17 protein-coding genes and 1 pseudogene are annotated in these 21,305 nt (G+C 64.2%); 14 read left to right on the top strand and 4 right to left on the bottom strand.

Features of this window, described 5'->3' with window-relative positions; translation table 11 throughout:
- Positions 1-153 precede the first annotated feature (153 nt).
- Both fadJ and fadI read right to left on the bottom strand, forming a co-directional pair.
- Positions 154-2,300: pseudogene (gene fadJ, locus C2U47_RS20845) on the bottom strand (fatty acid oxidation complex subunit alpha FadJ).
- Positions 2,300-3,610, bottom strand: a complete 1,311-nt coding sequence (fadI, locus tag C2U47_RS20840; RefSeq protein WP_010674668.1) for an acetyl-CoA C-acyltransferase FadI — start codon at positions 3,608-3,610, stop codon at positions 2,300-2,302. The pseudogene fadJ and the gene fadI overlap by 1 nt, the downstream one beginning before the upstream one ends.
- A gap of 183 nt (positions 3,611-3,793) precedes the next feature.
- On the opposite strand from fadI, the gene C2U47_RS20835 reads away from it, so the two are divergent.
- The 11 genes from C2U47_RS20835 to C2U47_RS20785 all read left to right on the top strand — a co-directional run bounded on the left by C2U47_RS20835 (position 3,794) and on the right by C2U47_RS20785 (position 16,090).
- Positions 3,794-4,744: an AAA family ATPase gene (locus C2U47_RS20835; RefSeq protein ID WP_010674667.1), complete on the top strand. Its 951-nt coding sequence runs from the start codon at positions 3,794-3,796 to the stop codon at positions 4,742-4,744.
- A 28-nt stretch (positions 4,745-4,772) separates the two neighbouring features.
- Entirely contained in the window at positions 4,773-5,663 is an 891-nt protein-coding gene (locus C2U47_RS20830) for a DUF58 domain-containing protein (protein WP_010674666.1), read from the top strand.
- On the top strand, positions 5,648-6,205 hold the full coding sequence (locus C2U47_RS20825) for a DUF4381 family protein (protein ID WP_109422669.1): 558 nt from the start codon (positions 5,648-5,650) through the stop codon (positions 6,203-6,205). Before C2U47_RS20830 ends, C2U47_RS20825 begins: the two co-directional genes overlap by 16 nt.
- A complete protein-coding gene (locus C2U47_RS20820; protein ID WP_010674664.1) occupies positions 6,202-7,164 on the top strand; it encodes a VWA domain-containing protein in 963 nt (320 codons plus the stop codon). The genes C2U47_RS20825 and C2U47_RS20820 overlap by 4 nt, the downstream gene beginning before the upstream one ends.
- Before the next feature lie 21 nt (positions 7,165-7,185).
- On the top strand, positions 7,186-8,646 hold the full coding sequence (locus C2U47_RS20815; RefSeq protein ID WP_103261880.1) for a vWA domain-containing protein: 1,461 nt from the start codon (positions 7,186-7,188) through the stop codon (positions 8,644-8,646).
- Positions 8,647-8,651: 5 nt separating this feature from the next.
- Positions 8,652-10,187 carry a BatD family protein gene (locus tag C2U47_RS20810; protein ID WP_029314500.1) on the top strand — a complete coding sequence of 512 codons (1,536 nt, stop codon included), beginning with the start codon at positions 8,652-8,654 and terminating at the stop codon, positions 10,185-10,187.
- Positions 10,188-10,217: 30 nt separating this feature from the next.
- A complete protein-coding gene (locus C2U47_RS20805; protein ID WP_029314498.1) occupies positions 10,218-10,808 on the top strand; it encodes a sigma-70 family RNA polymerase sigma factor in 591 nt (196 codons plus the stop codon).
- Entirely contained in the window at positions 10,801-11,544 is a 744-nt protein-coding gene (locus C2U47_RS20800; RefSeq protein ID WP_010674660.1) for a DUF3379 domain-containing protein, read from the top strand. The genes C2U47_RS20805 and C2U47_RS20800 overlap by 8 nt, the downstream gene beginning before the upstream one ends.
- Before the next feature lie 408 nt (positions 11,545-11,952).
- Positions 11,953-13,224 (top strand): outer membrane protein transport protein, encoded by a 1,272-nt coding sequence (locus C2U47_RS20795; RefSeq protein WP_010674659.1) that lies wholly within the window; start codon positions 11,953-11,955, stop codon positions 13,222-13,224.
- A 251-nt stretch (positions 13,225-13,475) separates the two neighbouring features.
- Positions 13,476-14,732: an outer membrane protein transport protein gene (locus tag C2U47_RS20790; protein ID WP_010674658.1), complete on the top strand. Its 1,257-nt coding sequence runs from the start codon at positions 13,476-13,478 to the stop codon at positions 14,730-14,732.
- A 116-nt stretch (positions 14,733-14,848) separates the two neighbouring features.
- Positions 14,849-16,090 (top strand): EAL and HDOD domain-containing protein, encoded by a 1,242-nt coding sequence (locus tag C2U47_RS20785; RefSeq protein ID WP_010674657.1) that lies wholly within the window; start codon positions 14,849-14,851, stop codon positions 16,088-16,090.
- Between the two features lie 61 nt (positions 16,091-16,151).
- Here C2U47_RS20785 and C2U47_RS20780 read toward each other — a convergent pair whose 3' ends face one another.
- Complete coding sequence (locus C2U47_RS20780; protein WP_010674656.1) at positions 16,152-17,318, bottom strand: thiolase family protein; 1,167 nt, start codon at positions 17,316-17,318, stop codon at positions 16,152-16,154.
- Between the two features lie 132 nt (positions 17,319-17,450).
- Here C2U47_RS20780 and C2U47_RS20775 point away from each other — a divergent pair, with 132 nt between their 5' ends.
- Positions 17,451-17,849, top strand: coding sequence for a MerR family transcriptional regulator (locus C2U47_RS20775; RefSeq protein ID WP_010674655.1), 399 nt, complete (start codon positions 17,451-17,453; stop codon positions 17,847-17,849).
- Positions 17,850-17,956: 107 nt separating this feature from the next.
- Here the strand turns inward: C2U47_RS20775 and C2U47_RS20770 are convergent, their stop codons facing one another.
- Positions 17,957-19,201, bottom strand: coding sequence for a dicarboxylate/amino acid:cation symporter (locus C2U47_RS20770; protein ID WP_029314496.1), 1,245 nt, complete (start codon positions 19,199-19,201; stop codon positions 17,957-17,959).
- A gap of 268 nt (positions 19,202-19,469) precedes the next feature.
- Here C2U47_RS20770 and ppnP point away from each other — a divergent pair, with 268 nt between their 5' ends.
- Positions 19,470-19,754, top strand: coding sequence for a pyrimidine/purine nucleoside phosphorylase (gene ppnP, locus C2U47_RS20765; protein ID WP_010674653.1), 285 nt, complete (start codon positions 19,470-19,472; stop codon positions 19,752-19,754).
- 156 nt (positions 19,755-19,910) lie between these two features.
- Positions 19,911-21,293 carry an L-serine ammonia-lyase gene (locus C2U47_RS20760; protein ID WP_010674652.1) on the top strand — a complete coding sequence of 461 codons (1,383 nt, stop codon included), beginning with the start codon at positions 19,911-19,913 and terminating at the stop codon, positions 21,291-21,293.
- Positions 21,294-21,305: the final 12 nt, after the last annotated feature.

Here is a 21,305-nt window from a genome sequence, read left to right as displayed (position 1 = left end):
TAATAAATGGGGCACCTGTTTGCGCCAGATCAAGGTTTTACCCCTCTCCGCCCCGTTTTTCTTCGCTCCCCCGCCCCAAACCGGAAAGGTACGCCCAACAAAAAGCGAGGCGACCTTGGGGTCGCCTCGCTCGATGCATGCCGTCGAGAGCCATCAGTAGAAGGTCTGCTGCTCCGCCGCCATCGCTTTCAGTCGCGCACAGGGGGCGAAGCGGTCGCCAAAGCGCTTCTGATGGTGCTCAAGACGCCCCACCAGATAGTCGATGCCGAGGCTGTCCATGTAGCGGAACGGACCGCCCAGGAAGGGAGGGAAGCCGATGCCGAAGATGGCGCCGATGTCGCCGTCCCGGGCCGAGGCCACCACGCCGCCATCCAGGGCCATGGCTGCTTCGTTGAGCATCAGCAGCACGCAGCGCTCGGCGATCTCCTGCCTGGCAAGCTTGGCCTGGGGCTTGACGCCCAGCACGTCGTAGACGCTCGCGTCCACCGTCTTCTTGCCCTCCTTGCCGGTGAGCTTGTTGCGCGGGGCCGCCTTGCCATAGAGATAGAAGCCCTTGCCGTTCTTGCGCCCCTTGCGATCGTCCTCCAGCAGCTTGTCAAAGGCCTTGGGCGCCTGGAACTGCTCGCCACCCAGCTCTTTTTCGAGGATGGGGGAGATCTTGGCTCCCACGTCGATCCCCACCTCGTCCAGCAGGGTGATGGGGCCGACCGGGAAACCGAAGTCGAGCAGAGCGCCGTCCAGTACCTCCACCGGCTCCCCTTCCAGCACCAGGCGCGCCGCCTCGTTCATGTAGGGCGCCAGGATGCGGTTGACGTAGAAGCCCGCCTCGTCCTTCACCACGATGGGGGTCTTGCCCTGGGCCCGGGCGAAGGCCAGGGTGGTGGCCACCGTCTCGGCACTGGTGCCGGCGTGGGGAATGATCTCGGCCAGCGGCATCTTGTCCACCGGGCTGAAGTAGTGCAGCCCCACCACCCGCTCCGGATGCGTCGCCGCCGAGGCGATCTGGTGGATGGGCAGGGAGGAGGTGTTGGAAGCAAACACGGTGTGCTCCCCGCACTCGCGCTCCACGTCCTGCACCATCTGGTGCTTGAGGTTGATGTCCTCGAACACCGCTTCCACCACCATGTCCACCCGGTGGAAACCGGAATAGTCCAGGGTGCCGGTGAGCAGGCTCATCTGTTTCTCCAGCTCGCTGCGCAGCAGTTGGCGACGCTTGAGTTTCCTGGCGAGGAGGTCGTAGCTGTAACGCATGGCATTGCCGATGCCGGCGCTCGCCACATCCTTGATCCGCACCGGTACCCCCGCCTTGGTGGCGGTGACGAAGGCAATACCCCCCCCATCAGGCCGCCCCCCAGCACGGCGGCATGACCCACCTTGCGCGGCTCGGCCCCCTGATAGCTCACCTCTTTCTTCATCTCCGTGGTGGCGAAGAAGAGGGAGCGCAGGGCGGCAGATTCCGGCGTCATCACCAGCTCGCCGAAGTGGCGGGCTTCGGCCAGCAGGCCGGCCTGCATCCCCTCCTCCACGCCGATGCGCACCACCTCGATGATGCGCTCCGGCGCCGGGTAGTTGCCCCGGGTCTTGGCCTTGACCCCCTTGCGGGCCTGATCGAACAGCACCTTGCGACCAAATTTGTTGGTCTCCAGCACCTTGCCCTGCAGATCCCGTTTCAGGTGGTGGCGCGGCTTGCCCTTCTTGGCAAGCTTGATGGCAGCTTCCAGCAAAATGGACGGGGGCACCATGTCATCCACCAGCCCGAGCTTCCTGGCCTGTTTGGCCCGCACCTGCTTGCCGGTCAGCATCAGATCCAGTGCCTTGGCCACCCCGATGAGGCGCGGCAGGCGCTGGGTACCGCCGGAGCCCGGCAGCAGGCCGAGCTGCACTTCCGGCAGGCCCAGCACGGTTTTACCGTGATCGGTCACCACCCGGCCATGACAGGCGAGCGCCAGCTCCAGCCCGCCGCCAAGGCAGGGGCCGTGAATGGCGGCGATCACCGGGATCCCCAGGGTTTCGATCTCGGCGAACACGTCCTGTCCGGCCCGGGACAGCGCTTCGGCATCCTGGGCGCTGGTGCAGGCCGCCAGCATGGCGATGTCGGCCCCGGCAACGAAGGAGTCCTTCTTGCCCGAGACGATCACCAGACCGATCAGATCCCCGTTCCCCTTTACCTCGGCCAGCAGAGTGCGGATCTCGTCCGCAAAGGAGGCCTTCAGGGTGTTCATGCTCTCACCGGGCACATCCATGGTGAGGATGCCGATGCCGTCTTTGCGAATATCCAGAGAAAAAGTCTTGGCACTCATCATTCCACCTCCAGCACCATGGCCACACCCAGCCCACCCGCCGCACAGGCGGTGTTGAGCCCCAATCCCCCACCCCGGCGCCGCAGTTCATGCAGGGTCTGGGTGATCATGCGCGCCCCGGTGGCGGCAAAGGGGTGACCAAAGGCCAGCGAGCCGCCGAGCACGTTGAACTTCTCCATGTCCACCTCGCCGATGGCCTGATCCCGGCCCAGCTTGTCACGGGCAAATTCGGCGCTTGCAAACATCTTGAGGTTGGCGAGCGTCTGGGCAGCAAAAGCTTCGTGCATGTCGATGAGGGTGAGATCCCCAAGGGTGATGCCGGCACGGTCCAGCGCCAGCGGCGTGGCATAGGAGGGGCCCATCAGCATGTCCTGCCAGACATCGATGGCGGAAAACGCGAAGCTGCGGATGTAACCCAGCGGTTCCAGACCCAGCTCGCGGGCCCGCCCTTCACGCATCATCAGCACGGCGGCGGCGCCGTCGGTGAGCGGGGTGGCGTTGGCGGCGGTCACCGAGCCGTGAGCCCGGTCAAACACCGGTTTGAGCTTGGCGTAACTCGCCAGATCGGAGCTTTCGCGGATGTTGTTGTCCCGTTCCAGCGGCGACTTGTAGGGGGGCACGTGGGCGGTGAACACCTCGCCACTCAATTTGCCCTGGGCCCAGGCTTCGGCCGCCAGGGTGTGGGAGCGGTGGGCCAGCGCATCTTGCGCCTCGCGGCTGATCTGGTGGGTCTTGGCCATCTGCTCGGCGGTCTGCCCCATGGAGAGACCGGTGGAGTACTCGGCCACGGCCGGGGGCACCGGCAGCAGGTCCTTCAGGCGCAGACGGCGCAGAATATTGAAACGCTGCTGGAGGTTGCGCGCCTTGTTGAGATCCACCAGGGCGCGGGCCAGAGACTTGCTGACCCCGATGGGCAGCACGGAAGAGGAGTCGGCACCGCCGGCGATGGCGATGTCCACCGTGCCGGCCATGATGGATTCGGTGACATTGGCCACCGCCTGGAAACTGGTGGCGCAGGCGCGCGACACGCTATAGGCATCGGTGCTGACGCTCATGCCAGTGCCAAGCACGATCTCCCGGGCGATGTTTGGCGCTTCCGGCATCTGCACCACCTGGCCGAACACCAGCTGGTCGATGAGCTTGGGGTCGAGATCGGTGCGGGCGAGCATCTCGCTCACCACCAGTTTGCCCAGATCCACCGCAGGCACGCCGTGAAAAGCGGTGGCCTGCTTGGCAAAGGGGGTGCGCAGACCCGCCACGACGGCTATCCGTTCGCCCTGGCGAGTCGTCAGTTTCAATGGCTGTTTCATCCTGGCTCCTTGGGTTAAAAAGGCAGAGGTCTGACCTCATTGCGCCACATCTTAACAATCCAATCACAACTTTCATACGGCTGATTGAAACTAAATTGTCCCCATCTTGCCACCCTCCCTCGCCCTTGTGAGCCAACTGGGGTATAAAAAGATCAACTTCCATAAAAACAACGGGTTTATCGCATGGCAGCGGCCGAGTTCAGAGCACTTGGAGACTATCTGGGCAGCCAGATCCTGGGACAGGGCCCCCTCATCGAGGGGCTGCTGATCGCCCTGTTATGTGAAGGACATGTGCTGATCGAGGGGGCCCCCGGTCTTGCCAAGACCCGGGCGGTCAAGGCGCTGGCCGGTGCCGTGGAGGGGCGCTTTGCCCGTATCCAGTTCACCCCGGATCTGCTCCCTGCCGATCTCACCGGCAGCGAGGTCTTCCATCCCCAGGATGCGAGTTTCGTGTTTCAACCCGGCCCCCTGTTCAATCACCTGGTGCTGGCGGACGAGATCAACCGGTCGCCGGCCAAGGTGCAATCCGCCCTCTTGGAGGCCATGGCCGAGCACCAGATCACCGTGGGCAAGAAGAGCTGGCGCCTGCCCTCCCTCTTCATGGTTGCCGCCACCCAGAACCCCATCGAGCAGGAAGGGACCTATCCCCTGCCGGAGGCCCAGCTCGATCGCTTCTTGCTCAAGCTGCTGGTGGATTACCCCAGCCCCGCCATGGAGCTGGCCATCCTCCAGCTCAACGCCCGCGGCGACGCCCTGCCAACGCCGCCGGTCACCCTCAGCCAGTCCGACCTGCTGGAAGCCCGCACCGCCGTTCAAGGGGTACAGATGCAGGGGCGCCTCGAGCACTATCTGGTGCAGCTGGTGTGCGCTACCCGCCCCGGCAGCGGCCTGTGCCCCGAGCTAGACCCCCTGGTCGCGGTGGGGGCCAGTCCCAGAGCCAGCATCGGCCTCGCAAGAGCCGCACGGGCCCGGGCCTGGCTCGTCGGGCGCGACTTCGTGCTGCCCGAAGACATCCAGCAACTGGCGCCTGCCGTGCTGCGCCACCGCCTCATCCCGAGTTATCAGGCGCTGGCGGACAACCTCGATAGCGAGGCGCTCATCACCCTGCTGCTGAATGCCATCCCATGCCCCTGAGCCGACCCCCACAGGCAGCCCTGTCGCCATGACCCCCGTCGCCGAGCCCCGGGATCACCCCGACATCGCCCTCCCCCTCGAGCGGCTGCTGGCGGTGCGCCTCTGGACCCGCCAGGGCGAGCGTGCCCGCATTCATCAGGCGGCCCAGGGGCGTATCGGGCGCCAACCCGGGCTCCATTTCAGGGAGCTTCGCCTCTATCAGGCCGGTGACGAGGTACGCCACATCGACTGGCGGGTCACCGCCCGCCTCGGCCGCCCCCACACCCGCCTCTACGGGGAAGAGCAGGATCAGGCCCACTGGTTGCTGCTGGATCTCTCACCCGCCATGTACTTTGGCTCCCGCGCCCAGCTCAAGGCCCGCCTTGGCTGCGAGCTGGCCGCCGCCCTGCTCTGGCAGGGGGAGAAACAGGCCAATACCTTGATCTGCCAAGGCGCAGTCCCCCACACAGAGCACCAGCGCGGCTCTCTCATGCCTCTGCTGGAAGCGCTCTGCCGCCATTACGAGGCTGGGCTGGATCGCGCCCCCCCGCCCTGGACGCTGGCCCAGACCCTGGCACGACTCACCCTGCCCCACGGGGCCAGATTGACCCTGATAAGCCATCACCAGGCACCGGACAAGGCCCTCTGCCAGCAGTTGCAACGCCTTCGCCCGCGCCACGATATCCACTACTGGCAAATCCGCGATCCCCTGGAAGCCGCCCTGCCCGAGCAGGGGCAGCTGGCAGTGCAGGCAGGCAGACACAGCGGTTGGCTCGCGGGAGAAGATCCCCGCTTTCGCGCCCGCTATCAGAGGGCGGCCGACGAACAGGCCGAGGCCTGTCGCCAGCAGTTGCTGCCCCTGGTGACGCGCCTCTATCGCCTCGACAACGGCGCCACCCTGCAACGCCAGTGGCAGGAGGGCGGATGCCGTCTGTTTTGAGGGGGGAGCAGGGCGTGCCCGCACCGGATGCATATCGCCAGCCCTCGTCCAGCGAGTCCTTGCAAGCCATCCGTGCCGAGCTGCGTGACATCCACCAAGGCCCCGCTCTCGAGCCTGCACAGGATCCTCGCCTGATGGCCCTCGGGGGGCTGCTGATCGCGGCGATCGCCGCTTGCCTGATCGCCACGACGGCCCTCACCCTGTTGCGCCAGCGCCGCTGGGCGCACCGGATAGACTGGCAGGCAGACGATCTCGTCCCCAGGCTGCAGGATGCCCTGCGAGAAGCGGCCATGGCCCGCTGGCCCGAGGCGGCCCCCCTGCAAGGGGAGGCCTGGCTCGCCTGGCTGGACAGCAAGGGGGGGAGCGATTTTTCCCGGTTTGCCGCCCAGTGGCCACTCTGGCTCTATGGGGGCAGCGTGCCCGATGAGGCGCAGCGCAAAAGATTGCGTCTCGCCTATCTCGCCTGGGGGCGACGCTGCGTCAGTGCGCCGCGATTCCCGGCAAGCAAGCGGGGGGCACCTCCCCCGGAGGGTACGCGATGATCCTCGCCTGGCCCTGGTTTTCCCTCGCCCTCGCCCTGCCGCTACTGGTGCGCTTCGGCCTGCCTCCCATGAAGGGGCGCAAGGGAGGAAACCGGCTCGTTCACGGAGGTTTTCCCCTGCTCCAGCCCCAGGCGGGGCAGCCCTTGTGGCGCATGATGCTCTGCTGGTGCGCCCTGGTACTGGCCCTGTGCCGCCCCCAGTGGCAGGAGCCCCCGATCATTCACTACCAGAGCAGCCGGGACCTCATCCTGGCGGTGGATCTCTCCGACAGCATGCGCACCCAGGACATGCTGGATGACGGAGAGCAAACGGACAGGCTTGCCGCGGTGCGCCAGCAGATAAGCAACCTTGTCGCCTCCCGCCCGGGGGATCGCATCGCCCTCGTCGTCTTTGCCGATCACGCCTATCTGCTCTCCCCCCTCACCCAGGAGACCGGGGCTCTGCTCACCCTGGCCAGGGAACTCGACTTCGATCTGGTGGGGCGCACCACGGCCCTGGGGGAAGCCATCCTGCTGGCACGCCAGCACGCCGACCCCACCCGCCCCACCGCTCTGCTGCTGGTGACGGACGGGCGCAATACCTCGGGCAATGCGGATCCCCTGACCGAGGCCAGGCTCGCCGCCAAAGCCGGCATCCGTCTCTATACCCTGGGGGTGGGCGCCGACCCCGACACCTTCGCCGCGCCCGCAGGGGACGCCGATCCCAGTGCCGAACTGGATGAAGCCCTGTTGCAGCAGCTGGCGACACTGGGAGGAGGCCGCTATTTTCGCGCCCGCAACCGGGGCGATCTCGCCGCCATCAACCAGGCCATCGACACCCTGGAGCCCCTCGCCCGGCCCCAGACCCTCTCCCGGCCCCACCAGGAGCTCTACCCCTGGCCACTGGCCCTGGCCTGGCTGCTGCTCTGCTGGCCAGCCCGCTGGCGCAGCCCGCTGTCACACAGGCCATCCCATGAATAGGCAGGCCATGATGGTGGCACCATGGAGCTGATCTTGCTGCGCCCCCTCTGGTTGCTGGCCCTGCTCCCCTGGCTGTGGCAGGGGTGGCGCCGCCGCCGCGATCCCGGCTTGCTCTCCCCGGCCATGCAGGCCTATCTGCTGCCGAGCCGCTATCGGGCCATCCCCTGGCGCTGGCTTGCCTGTCTGCCGGTGATCCTGGCGCTCTCGGGCCCCGCCCTGCGCCAGCAGAGTCTCCCCATGCCGAGCCCGGCCCTTGATATCTGGCTGCTGGATCTCTCCGACTCCATGCTGGCACAGGATCTGGCGCCGGACCGGGCAACCCGGGTGAGACTGGGATTGCAGGAGATGCTGGCCGACATAGCGCGGCAGGACGCGGCCCATCCCATCGCCCTCATCCTGTTTGCCGGGGATGCCTACCTCGCCATGCCTCCCACCCGGGATCATCAGGCCATCGCCCTGCTGCTGCCGGACCTGCGCCCGGCCATCATGCCTGTCCAAGGCAGCGCCCCCGAGCGCGCCGTTGCCCTGGCCCTCACCCTGATCCCGCCGGGCCAGTCCGCCCGTCTGCTGCTCGTGACCGACGGCCTCTCCGGGACAGCGCGCGATCGCATCGCCGCCCTCTTGCCCTGCCTCAACGACCTGTTCTGCAAGGCAGGCTCAGCCCCGCGGCTCGACATCCTGCTGGCCAGCGGGGGCAAGGAGACCCGGCTGCCCGGCGTGGCTGCAGAGCGCTGGCAGCTCGGCAGCCCGATCGGCCACACCTTGCCGGCGCCCGACGAGGAGGCCATGACCGCCCTTGCCGCCAGTACCGGAGGCAGGCTGGCCTGGCTCGATTCCGGCCTGCCCCGCTTTGCCCCCCTGCCCATGGGCCAGGCCCTGACGCAGGGGCAATCCCGGGATCTCGGCCCCTGGCTGCCCATCCCCTTGCTCCCCCTGGCGCTGCTGGCGCGGATCGGCGCCCACTGGCTGCTGGTGATCCTCGTCATTGGCTTCGCGCCCCCTTCCCTGCAGGCGGCCTCCCGACAAGATGAAGCAGGCTGGCAGGCTTATCGCCAGGGACACTATCGGGAAGCGGCCAACGCCTTCCAGGATCCGGTCTGGCAAGGCAACGCCTGGTATAGATCCGGGGATTACGCCAGGGCCGTCGCCGCCTATGGCAGGGCAAACAGCGCCACCGCCCACTACAACAGGGGCAATGCCCTGGTCTGGCTCGGGGATCTTGCCGCCGCGGAGCAGGCCTATCTGAGCGCCCTTCGCCTTGAACCTGGGCACAGGGATGCCTTGCACAATCTGGCCCTGCTGCGGGCCAACCCGCCGCAGACAACGCCCTCGGCAAATACCCCGGAGCAGGCCGACACTCCCGACCCCGCCCGCGCCTCAGAGGCTCCCCGCCCCCCGGCGCCCCCCGTGCTGCTGCTGGAGCAGCGTCTTCGCAAGGAGGCCCTGCGCCGCCCCCTGATCAAGGTGGAGGAGCCCTGGTGATCCTCGTGCTGCGCTTGCTCTCCCCCCGGATCGGCTGCTGGCTGCTGCTCGCCCTGTGCGCCATGCGGGTGCAGGCCGTCCCTGTCGAGGCCGAGCTGTTGCCGGGGGCGAGCGAGCGCGACTGGCTGCTCGTCATCGAGGCCGACGGGCTGCACCGCGATGAGGATCTCAACCTGCAACCGCTGCTGCGCCAGTTTGCGGTCGGGCGGGTCAGCATCCAGCGGGTCAGTGCCCAGAGCCGCAGCCTGACCCGCTGGCAGATCCCCCTGCACCTGCTCGATACCAGCCCGCGCCAGGTGCCCTCCCTGCCCCTTGGCGCCGATCTCACCCCCTCCCTGGCGGTACCGACACGTTCCCTGGACGACACCCTGATGCCGACACAAGACCCGGTATTCTCTCCGGTCGAGCTGCAGGCCCGGGTGCTCCATGAGGGGAATCTCTACCCCGGCCAGCCCTTCATCTATGAGCTGACCCTCTGGCTGCCAGCCAACCTGGAGGCCCCCAACCTCGGCGAGCCCATCACCCCGGCCTTTACCATTCGCCGCCTCGGCGAGGATCGCTGGGACTCTCCCGCCAGCCCCGGCCTGCCCGGGCGTCTCACGCGAAAATGGCTGCTGCAGGCCAAAGGGCCCGGACTCCATCCCGTCGAATCCCCCCGCTTTCAGGGGCGGTTGCCGCCCCAGGACGCGGCCGGTGCGACCGCGCCGGGCAACGCGGGGGATCTGCTGTCCGTCAGGGCGGCGACCCTCTTCATCAAGGTGGACAAGGCCCCCCTGGAGCCGGTGGCGAGCAGCCTGGTGCTGCGCCAGCAGTTCAGCCCGGCCCAGGCCAGGGTGGGTGAGCCGGTGATCCGCACCCTCACCCTGGTAATGGAAGGGGGGGATGGCAACCGCCAGCCCCCCTTGCCGGCCCCGCCCCTGCCCGCCGGCCTCTCCATGAAGCCGGACGGCGAGCAGCAACAGGAGCGATTCGTGGCCGAGGGGGCGCTTCGCTTCGAGCGCCAGTGGCGCCAGGCCCTGACCGCCGACGAGGCGGGGCGCTATGTGCTGCCCCCCCAGACCCTGCGCTGGTTCAACACCCAGAGCGGCCGCATCGAGGAGGCGCGCCTGCCCGCACATTCTCTGGTGTTCACGGCAAGGGAGAGCGCCACTCCCGCCTCCCCCGCACCAGGGGTCCAGTATCTCTATTGGGTGCTCCTGGCCATCCTGCTGCGGGCATTCATGCGCCGCTGGCCGCGCTGGCGCGCCTTCTATCGCCTGCAACGGGCCCTCGCCACGGGCTCTCCTGACGAGGCCAGGGAAACCCTGCTGACCTGGGCCGTCCTGCGCTGGGCCCCCCCCTGTCTTCATCTGGCCAGGCTGCCCTGTCACCGCGACCCCGCCATGGGGGCGCTGCTGGACGACCTGGATCGGGCCTGTTTTTCCCCCAAGCGAGTCCCTGGCGAACACCTGCCCAGACAGGCGCTCGCCAGGGAGTTGTGCACCTGGGAGAGCTTTGCGATAGCCTATGGTCTTCGAATACTGGCGTGGATGCGTGCATGATGCGCCCCTCATGAAACAGGACACCCCTTTATGGCGTTAGGTTTTTTCAGAAGAAAAAGGGCCGACACGGGAAAGGATCCCTGCACTTCTCCGGTCTATGGGGAGATGGCTGACAAACAAACCAAGTACGAAGCCCTGGTGCACGCCCTGCACGGGGACATCTACCGCTACGCCTACTGGCTGTGCCGGGATCCGCAAATCGCCGAGGATCTGGTGCAGGAGACTTTCCTGCGCGCCTGGAAGGCGATAGATACCCTGCTGGACGACAAGGCTGCCAAGGCGTGGCTCATCACCATATTGCGGCGGGAGAATGCCCGCCGCTTTGAGCGAAAGCAGTTCGATCTCGTCGACCTCGACGAGCACCCCCTACGGGATCAGGGTGTCCTGCCAAGCGAGCAGGAGATGGAGCACGAATGGCTCAGGCGTCACATCGCGCGCCTGCCTGCCGAGTATCAGGAGCCGCTGCTGCTGCAGGTTCTGGGGGGATTCAGCGGGGAGGAGATCGCCGAGCAACTCGGCCTGAACAAGAACACCGTCATGACAAGGCTGTTTCGCGCCCGCAACCAGATAAAAGAGGCCATGGAGTCTGCGAAACAACAGAGAGGACACACCAATGGATGAGCTTGAATTTCGCCGCCGGGCCATCACTCACCCCTCGGACAGGGATCCCGCCTTCTTGAAAGCCGCCGAGGCGTCACCGGCCAATCGCAAGCATCTGGACGAGATGCAGCAGCTCGAGCGCCAGGTGCGCAGCACTCTGGAAGTGGACGTACCAGCCGGTCTTGCGGAGCGGATCCTGCTCAGGCAGGCGATGGCAGCCGAAGAGGAGCAGGTGGTCCCGCTGCCCGTCACTCCTGCACGCACGCCATGGCGCGCTCTGGCCATCGCGGCCTCGGTCGCCTTCCTGCTCGGCATGAGCACCCGCTGGATCAGCTGGCCTGTGGCACCGGACACCCTGTCGCTGGCTCAGGTCGCCATGTCCCACGTTTATGGGGAAGAGCCCTTCATTCATGCGGTGGATGAGCGGGTCAGCCTGCACACCATCAACGCGAAAATGGAGAAATATGGCGCCACCCTGAGCGAGATGCCGGGCATGAAGGTAACCTATGTCAACCACTGCGCCTTCTACCAGGGACCGGCCCTGCACATGGTGCTGCAGGGCAAGATGGGACCGGTCACCCTGTTCCTCGTCCCCAAGCACCTGCCACTGACGATCCAGTCCGATTTTGCAGACGGGACCCTCAAGGGGGAGATTCTGCCGCTCAAGGGGGCCAACATGGTGCTCATCGGAGACATGCAGGAGCCCCTCGCCCCGGTTGCCCGCCAGCTTGAGTCACGCCTGCACTGGTCCATTTAACAGACCTTGACCCAGGCTGACTCGTCCTCCGCCTCAGCCACATCACAGGCAGACATCCTCATTGTCTGCCTGTTCATCCCCACATCCCCGCATGTTCCCGCCCATTGCCCGCGCGAAGTCACATTTCTACCATTTATTTTAAATGACGCAAACGGCACCATTTGTGCTTTATTTATCCAATAATAGATAAATCAGCCTAATAAAACGGCAAGTTAAAACAAATGATTAACACAATAGAAACTTTTATGTATTCTGCTGTCACTGGTCTGATTTCTTACCTCCTACCAGATCCATAGAATCACGCCAGCAATGAATGGGAAGAAGCTGACATAACAACAGATCATGTCGTCAATAGCCGCCAAAGAGCCGCGATGTCGACAGAAAATCTGCTTACAAAGAGAGAACACTATGACAACTGCCTTTTTCAAGAAAAGCCTGATCGCTGCGGCCGTGACCCTGGCCAGCACCCAGACCTTCGCCGCCGCGTTCCAGCTGAACGAGCACTCGGCCTCCGGTCTGGGTCGCGCCTTCGCAGGTGAAGCAGCCATCGCCGACAACGCGGCCGTGCTGTCCCGCAACCCGGCGGCCATGACCACCTTCGACAAGATGGCACTGTCTGTATCCGGCACCTATATCAAGCCCGACGTGGATGTGGCTGGCGACATCTATGCCGGCCCCACCAAGCTGGCTCCGTCCAGCGAAAGCGACATCGCCCCCGATGCCTTCGTGCCGGCCACCTACTTCATCCAGCCCCTGAATGATCAGTGGGCCTGGGGGATCGGCCTCTTCTCCAACTACGGCCTTTCCACCGAATATTCCAAGACCTTCGCGGCCGGTGCCGGCGCCGGTGACACCGAGCTGCTGACCTTCAACATCAACCCCAACATCGCCTATCGCATCAACTCCAGCTTCAGCGTCGGTGCCGGCATCAATGCCGTCTACGCCGCCGCCGAGCTGAACCGTTATGCCGGTGCGCTTTCCGCCGCCATTCCGGGCGCCAACTCCGATACCCGTCTGGCTCACCTGAAGGGCGACACCTGGGGCTTTGGCTGGAACGTCGGCACCCTGTACGAGATCAACGACAACAACCGTCTCGCCCTGACCTACCGCTCCCAGGTGGACTTGAGCTTTGACGGCGACTTCCAGGGTGCCACCTCCGGCAACCGCGTCGTCGATGGCAACCTGAAGCTGGATCTGCCGGCCCAGGCCGAGTTCGCAGGCTACCACCGCCTGAACCAGCAATTCGCTGTCCACTACTCCGTGAACTGGACCGACTGGAGCGCCTTCCAGGAGCTCAAGGCCACCAGCAGCAACTGCGCCGGCGGCGTGTGCCTGCAAAAAGACGAGAAGTTCAAGGACTCAGCCCGTTACGCCCTGGGCGGTACCTGGTACGTCAACCCGTCCTGGGAAGCCCGTATCGGCTTCGCCTACGACAACAGCCCCATCGAGCCGGAATACCGCAGCCTGAGCATTCCTGACTCCGACCGTATCTGGTACAGCGCCGGTGCCACCTACCACATCAATCCGGACATGAGCCTCGACTTCGGCATGGCCTATCTGGACGGTAAGGAAGTGGACGTGAACGAAGGCCTGCGCAACCACAGCGATGCGCTGCGCTGGAAGGGCACCTCCCACGGCAACGCCCTGCTGGCTTCCGCCCAGTTCAACATGAAATTCTGATTTTCATGTCATCATCGAGAGCGTCCCAGGGCGCTCTTTTTTTATCCAATTTCGCCAATTGAGCGCACAGCTGTAGTAAACAACTGTACTCTTTTCTTTTTTTATCAAACTGTTATGGGTATTTCTTTCAGCATTTAATCCCGTTTTGCCGCACGTTCCCCTCTCCCCGTTGCCTTGCTGGTCATACCATATAAAATCCCGGCCCCAACCGAATAACAGAATGAACACCCAGTTCATCCCGAGGAAAGACCATGCATCCGACGTTCAACCCCTCCCTCATAGCCCTCTTGCTGCTGTCGAGCCAGGTACAGGCTGCCGGCTTCCAGCTCGCGGAGCAATCCGCCACCGGCATGGGGCGTGCCTTCGCGGGTGAAGCCGCCATCGCCGACAATGCCAGCGTGCTCTCCCGCAACGCCGCCGCCATGACCCGGTTCGATACCCTGGCCTTCTCCGGCGGCGTCATCCACGTGCACCCCGACGTCAACATCGAGGGCACCACCCGGGTGCCTACCACCCTGGGGCCGGTCAGTCTGGATGCCGGAGCCCACGACATTGCGGGTGACGCCTGGGTGCCCAACGCCTATCTCATCGTGCCCCTCAGCGAGCAATGGCGCCTCGGACTTGCCGCCACCTCCTATTACGGACTCGGGGTCAAGATGCCGGACAACTACAACGCCGGTCACTTCGGCAACGTCTCCGACATCAAGACAGTGGATCTGGGGGCCTCCCTGGCCTATCGCATCAACCGCATCTGGTCCGTCGGGGCCGGTCTCTCCGCCATTCAGGGGGAAGGGGAAGTGGGCGGCACTTTCCCCTCCAACAACCAGATAGCCAAGCACCTGAAAGGGGATGGCTGGGCCATGGGCTGGAACCTGGGCACCCTGCTTGAGTTGTCGCAGGCAACCCGCGTCGGTCTCTCCTATCGCCACGACGTGACCCTGACCCTCTCCGGTGACGCCATCGGCATCGATCAAAGGGGCCAGCCCTTCACCGATACCGGCAGCCTGGATCTGCCCCTGCCCGCCACCGCCGAGCTGGCTCTGTTCCATCAGCTCACCCCGGCCCTGGCGCTGCATTCGAGCATCAACTGGACCAACTGGAGCAAGTTCGTGCAGCTCGAATCCGAGCTCGACCACCACGGCACCATGCACATCAAGGAGGAGCACTGGGAAGACAGTTGGCGCTATGCCCTGGGGATGACCTACCAGCTGGCCCCCCAGTGGCAACTGCGCTCCGGTATCGCCTACGACCGCAGCCCGGTCCCGGCGGATCGCCGCACCATCTCCATCCCCGACTCGGATCGGGTCTGGTACAGCGCTGGCGTGGGCTACCAGATTGACCGTCACCTCTCGCTGGATCTGGGGCTGACCCTGATCGACGGCAAGAAGGTGGACGTGAGCGAAACCATGCAGCTCAGGCCCGGCATCCCCCAGACCACCTCCACTTTCAATGGCACCTCGGAAGGGGATGCCTGGCTCGCCGGCCTGCAGCTCAACTACCTGTTCTGACACCCCGGGTTTCCTGACAAATAGTATGCCAGTTGTTGACCTTCCCGACCGGTCGGCACTGGCATAGTGATCCGCTTCACCATAGAATCAAGCCTGTAACCATGGTGGAGAGATGCATGTATTCCTATGTAGCAAGGCAGCCCATTCTGGATCGGGAGTTGAACACCCAAGCCTATGAGCTGCTGTTTCGCGACAGCCTGGACAATGTATTTCCCTCCGTCTCCGCACAGCAGGCCACTTCCAGGCTGGTTGCCGAGCAGTTCTTGCAGCAGAACATCGATCAGCTCATCGGAGATCACCCCTGCTACATCAATTTCCCCCACTCCCTGTTGCTGGACGGATTGGCCGAGTGCCTCCCCCGTGACAAGGTGGTGATCGAGATCCTGGAGGATGCCGAGCCCGACGATGCGCTGCTGGAGAAAGTGATCCAGCTCTATGGGCTGGGCTATCGGTTGGCGCTGGATGACTTCACCATGGTCTCAGACTGGGACAGGTTCCTCCCCTACATCCATATCATCAAGTTCGACCTGCGCAGCACGCCGCAACCCTGCATCGAGCACTTCATGGCGAATCATCGCCACCTGCCCCTCACCTATCTGGCCGAGAAAGTCGAGGATCAGGCCGAGTTCGAGCGGATGAAGCAGCTCGGCGTCACCCTGTTCCAGGGATTTTTCTTCAGCCGCCCCCAGATGGTGCAACAGCCCACCATACCGCCGGCCCAACTAGTGGTGATGCAGCTGCTCGAGGTGGTCAATCAGACCGAACCGGATCTGGACAAGATTGAGCAACTGCTCAATCAGGATCTCACCCTCTCTCTCAAGCTGCTGCGCTACATCAACCACCTCAAGCGCTTCCCACAACCCATCGCCTCGTTTCGCCAGGCCGCAAGCTCCCTGGGGCACGCCCAGCTCAAGCGCTTCGTCGCCCTGATCGCCGCCACCAGTGCGGGAAGTGAAAAGAGCGCCGAACTCCACCAGATGTCCCTCATCAGAGCCCGGTTCTGCGAACTGCTGGCCCAGACCCATGCGCCCGCAGAGCAGGCACAGCAAGCCTTTGTCACCGGCCTCTTCTCCCTGCTGGACGTGCTCATGGGAGAACCGCTGGATCAGCTGCTCGGCTCCATTCCCCTGACCGATGACATTCGTGCCGCCCTGCTCACCCGCAAGGGCAAGCTCGGGTTCTACCTCGCGTTCTGTGAAGATTTCGAGAAAGCCGACTGGCAGCGGGTCGCCGCCAACACCGTCCGGCTCGGCCTCAACGAAGAGAAAGTCAGCCACCTCTATCTGAGCGCCACCGCCTGGGTCAACCAGCAGCTTCAGGCCATGGAAGCGCAACCGGTCCACTCCCGCCAGAAATGACAACGTCCCTCTTGAAGGGACGTTGTCATTTCATCAACCCGCAGCAATCTCACCCACGCATTCAGCCTGCCTCGATGGCGATGGCCGTTGCCTCCCCTCCCCCGATGCACAGGCTCGCCACCCCTCGTCTGAGCCCGCGGGCACGCAGGGCATGGATCAGGGTCACCAGGATGCGGGCGCCACTGGCGCCAAGAGGGTGCCCCAGCGCACAGGCCCCGCCGTTCACGTTCAACTTGTGATGGGGGATGCCGCACCCGGCCATCGCCAGCATGCTCACCATGGCGAATGCCTCGTTCACCTCGAACAGGTCCACCTCCTCCACCGACCAGCCCACCCGTGCCAGCAACTTGTCGATGGCGCCGACGGGGGCACTGGTAAACTCCGCCGGCAAGGCGGCGTGACTCTGGTAACCCACTACCCTGGCCAGCACCGGCAATCCGAGCCGGGCAGCGCTCTCGCCCCGCATCACTACCAGGGCTGCCGCCCCGTCCGAGATGGAACTTGCATTGGCCGCCGTGATGGTGCCGTGCTTGCTGAAGGCCGGCTTGAGGCCGCGGATCTTGTCGGGCCTGGCCTTGCCCGGTTGCTCATCCTCGGCCAGCAGCAGGGTGTGGTCAGCGGTCATGACGGGAGCCAGTTCCGCGGCAAATGCACCGCTGCGCTGCGCCGTCAACGCCCGCTCCAGGGAGGCGATGGCAAAGGCATCCATGTCGGCCCGGGTCAGTCCGCTGCGATCAGCACTCAACTGGGCGTAATGACCCATCAGATGGCCTTCGTAGGCATCCTGCAAGCCGTCCAGGAACATGTGATCGAGCACGCTCTGGTGCCCCATGCGAAAACCGCTGCGCGCCTTGTCCAGCAGATAGGGGGCGCGGCTCATGCTCTCCATGCCCCCCGCCACCACGACCTCGGCCTCCCCCAGGCGCAGGCTGTCCGCCGCCAGCATCACCGCCTTCATGCCGGAGCCGCACACCTTGTTGATGGTGGTACAGGGCACGCTGTCCGGCAGCCCACCCTTGAGCGCCGCCTGACGGGCTGGCGCCTGGCCGACCCCTGCGCTCAGCACGTTGCCCATATAGACCTCATTGACCTGCCCCCCCGTCATCCCGGCCTGCGCCAGCGCGGCGCGGATGGCGCAGGCGCCAAGCTCGGGGGCACCGAGCGCGCTCAGGGCCCCCTGGAAGGCCCCCATGGGGGTACGTTTGGCCGCCACAATCACGATATCCATCGATAGCACTCTCCTTGTTACATCGGGATAACATATGCCGCGACCGCGACGGGAACAAGACTTGCGAGGAAGTTGACGTTTGGGTAAGGTGCCAGCCTGCATTGACAACCAGATGGCAGCCAAGACAGCCCCATGACCAAATCCAGGGACGACACCCGCACCTTCAGCATCAGCGAACTGGCTCGCGAGTTCGATGTGACCACCCGCAGCATCCGCTTCTACGAGGATCAGGGCCTGCTCAACCCGACCCGCCAGGGACAGCACAGGATCTACAGCCGTCAGGACAGGGTGCGGCTCAAGCTGACCCTGCGTGGCAAGCGTCTGGGCTTCAGCCTCGCAGAGATCCGGGAGCTGTTCGACCTCTACGATGCGGACAAGAGCAGCCGCTCCCAGTTGCAGACCATGCTGGGGCTGGTGGCCGACAAGCGGGAGACCCTGCAGCAGCAGCTGGAAGATATCCAGATGGTCCTGCTGGAGCTGGAGGCGGCCGAACAGCGCTGCCGCCAGGCCCTGGCACACCTCTCCCCCTGAGGCACGCAGACGGGCGAGGCGAGCGGGGAACACCGCCAGCAAATAGACACAAATGAAAGAGGGAGGCTTGAAGCCTCCCTCTTGTCATGCATCGTGGACGACCGATATCAGGCCTCCTTGCTCCAGCGGTTCGGATCGTAATCCGGGCTGTAGCGATCGACGATGATGGCACAGGCCGCATCGCCGGTGATGTTCAGCGCGGTCCGGATCATGTCGAACAGACGATCCAGCGCGAACAGCAGCGGCAGACCCTCGATGGGAATCCCGGCCGCCAGCAGCACGGCAACCACCAGGAAGCTCGGGCCCGGCACACCGGCCTGACCGATGGCACCCAGGGTGGAGGTGACGATGATCGCCGCCCAGGCCCCCATGGAAAGATCGATGTTATAGACCTGGGCGAAGAAGATGGCGACCAGGCCGTAATAGATGGCGTTGCCGCTCATGTTGATGGTGGCGCCCAGCGGCAGCACGAAGGACGCGGTGGCGTTGGTCACCTTCAGATCGCGCTCGCAGGTCTCCATGTTGACCGGCAGGGTCGCCATGGAAGAGGCGGTGGAGAAGGCCACGATCTGCGGTTTCTTCATCGCGGAGAAGTACTTGCGTACCGGCGTGTTGGAGAAGAACGCGATCAGCAGCGGATAGACCACGAAGCCGAAGATGAGGATGGCGGCGATATAGACGACGAACAGCTTGAGCACTAGGGTCAGCACGTCGAAGCCGTAGGTGCCGATGGCGTCGGCCATCAGGCCGAAGACGCCGATGGGGGCGATCAGCATCACCTTGTTGATCATCCAGACGAAGGCGTCCACCAAGGTGTTGAGCCCGTCCACCAGCGGCTTGGCGCGCTCGCGGGGCTGCTTGGCCAGGGCGATGCCGAGGAACATGCAGAACACCAGGATCTGCAGGATGTTGGCCTCGTTCAAGGCGCTGAACACGTTGGTCGGGATCATGCCAAGCAGGGTGGCCACTGCATCGGGCAGTGCCCCCTTGTCGGCGTAGTCGCCGGAGAACATGGCCGCGGTGGCGCCAAAGTCAACACCCACACCGGGTTTGAACACCTGACCCATCACCAACGCCAGGAACACCGCCAGTGCGGAGGTGACGAGGAAGAAGGCGAGCGTGGTGACGCCAATCTTGCCAGCAGCGGGACTGGCCCCCAGGTTGGCGGCCCCGGACAGGATGGCCACCGCTACCAGCGGGATCACCAGCATCTTGATCAGCTGGATAAACAGGGTGCCGAGCGGCGCAAACACCGTGGCTTGCTCTCCCATGAGCGCCCCGACCAGCGCGCCCAGCACCATGGCCACCACTACCTGGAAGCCGATGCTTTTGATTAATCCTTTTGTTAACACAGAATGTTCCTTTATTTAGCAATTACTCACACTTTTACAGCGTAAATGACCACCCAGAGCGTCAAATCCTCTCCATTGCTCTGGCGGTGCGCTTTATCTCATATTTGCGCCCCGTTTTACATTAGAATCCGTTAACGAAATGCATTGATAACTTTATGAGAAAGTAAAACCTCAAAAGAGACACGGCTGTTTTTGCTCCTTTTACCATGACAACATCCAAAACAGTGTGCTACGTTGGCTCTGCAAACGTGCATACAGGGAAGAAAAGATGCTGAAAGTTAACGAGTATTTTGACGGAAATGTTAAATCCATCGGTTTCGAGCAAAAAGGCGAGAAAGCTACCGTTGGTGTGATGGAAGCGGGCGAGTACCTGTTCAATACCGCCGCCCCGGAGCGCATGACGGTGATCAAGGGCGCCCTCACCATCCAGCTGGCCGACGAAGATGAGTGGCACACCTACCAGCAGGGGGAATCCTTCGACGTGGCCGGTCACTCCTCCTTCAAGCTGGAAGTGAAGATCGCCTCCGCCTATCTGTGCGAGTTCCTCGACTGATGTATCACGGGCGCCATGGGATGCCGAGCGGCTCCCCCATGGCGCGTCTCTCCCGCGCCCATTTCCCTACCGCCATCACACCCCGCTATCTCCCCCCTTTTCAACGACTACAAAAAATTTACAATGTTTAGACGAAATCCATAATTGGAGTACGTCATGATCAGTGTCTTCGACATGTTTTCCATCGGGATAGGCCCCTCCTCCTCCCATACCGTGGGACCGATGCGGGCCGCCTGCGCCTTCATCCAGACCCTCAAAGCGAACGCACTCCTCTCCCGTACCGGACGCGTTGTCGTCGAGTGCTACGGCTCACTGGGCCAGACCGGCAAGGGGCACGGCACCGGCAAGGCCATCATCCTGGGACTGGCCGGATTTGAACCCGAATCCGTGGACATCGAGGCCATTCCCGCCTTCCTCGCCCAGGTAGAGCAGACCCAGACCCTCTGCCTGGGCGGTGAGCAACCCAGCGAATTTCCCCGCATCGGCGCCATCCTCTTCAACCGGCGCAAGACCCTTCCCGCCCACTCCAACGGCATGACATTGCGCGCCTATGAGGGTGACACCCTTGTGTTCGAGCAGACCTACTACTCCATCGGGGGCGGTTTCATCATCGAGGAGAGTCACTTCGCCAACGCCCGGGAAGAGGCGGCCCGCTTCGATGCCGCCCACCCCATCCCCTATCCCTTCGAGAGCGGCGCCGAACTGCTGGCCCAGTGCCAGGAGAGCGGCCTCTCCATCTCGGGGCTGATGCTGGCCAACGAGAAGGTGTTTCGCTCGGAAGCGGAGATCAAGGCCGGGCTTCGCAAGATCTGGCAGGCGATGCAGGGGTGTGTGGAGCGTGGCTGCAAGAGCGAGGGGGTGCTGCCAGGCGGTCTCAAGGTCAAGCGCCGGGCTCCCGCCCTCTATCGCCAGCTCTGTGGCGAGACCAATTTCAACAAGGATCCGCTGATGGTGATGGAGTGGGTGGATCTCTTTGCGCTGGCCGTCAACGAGGAGAACGCCGCCGGAGGCCGGGTGGTGACGGCGCCGACCAACGGCGCAGCGGGCATCATCCCCGCGGTGTTGCACTATTACGATCGCTTCGTGCGCAAGGTGGATGACGAGCTGCTGATGCAGTACTTCCTCACTGCCGCCGCCATTGGCATCCTCTACAAGAAGAATGCCTCCCTCTCGGGGGCCGAGGTGGGCTGTCAGGGCGAGGTCGGCGTGGCCTGCTCCATGGCCGCTGGTGCCCTGGCCGAGCTACTGGGCGCCAGCCCCGCCATTGTCGAGAACGCCGCCGAGATCGGCATGGAGCACAATCTCGGGCTGACCTGCGATCCCGTCGGTGGCCTGGTGCAGGTGCCCTGCATCGAGCGCAACGCCATGGGCGCAGTCAAGGCGATCAATGCCGCCCGCCTCGCCCTGCGCGGCACCGGCGAGCACAAGGTGTCGCTGGACAAGGTGATCAGAACCATGTGGGAAACCGGCAACGACATGAAGACCAAGTACAAGGAGACCGCACGGGGCGGCCTTGCCGTCAACATCACCGAGTGTTAAGCCGCTGTGATA

The organism is Aeromonas sp. ASNIH7, from assembly GCF_002903485.1.
GTDB classification, from domain to species: Bacteria; Pseudomonadota; Gammaproteobacteria; order Enterobacterales; family Aeromonadaceae; genus Aeromonas; species Aeromonas caviae.
Note: the sequence above shows the minus strand (reverse complement) of the source record. Positions and strands in the feature narration are given on the sequence as shown.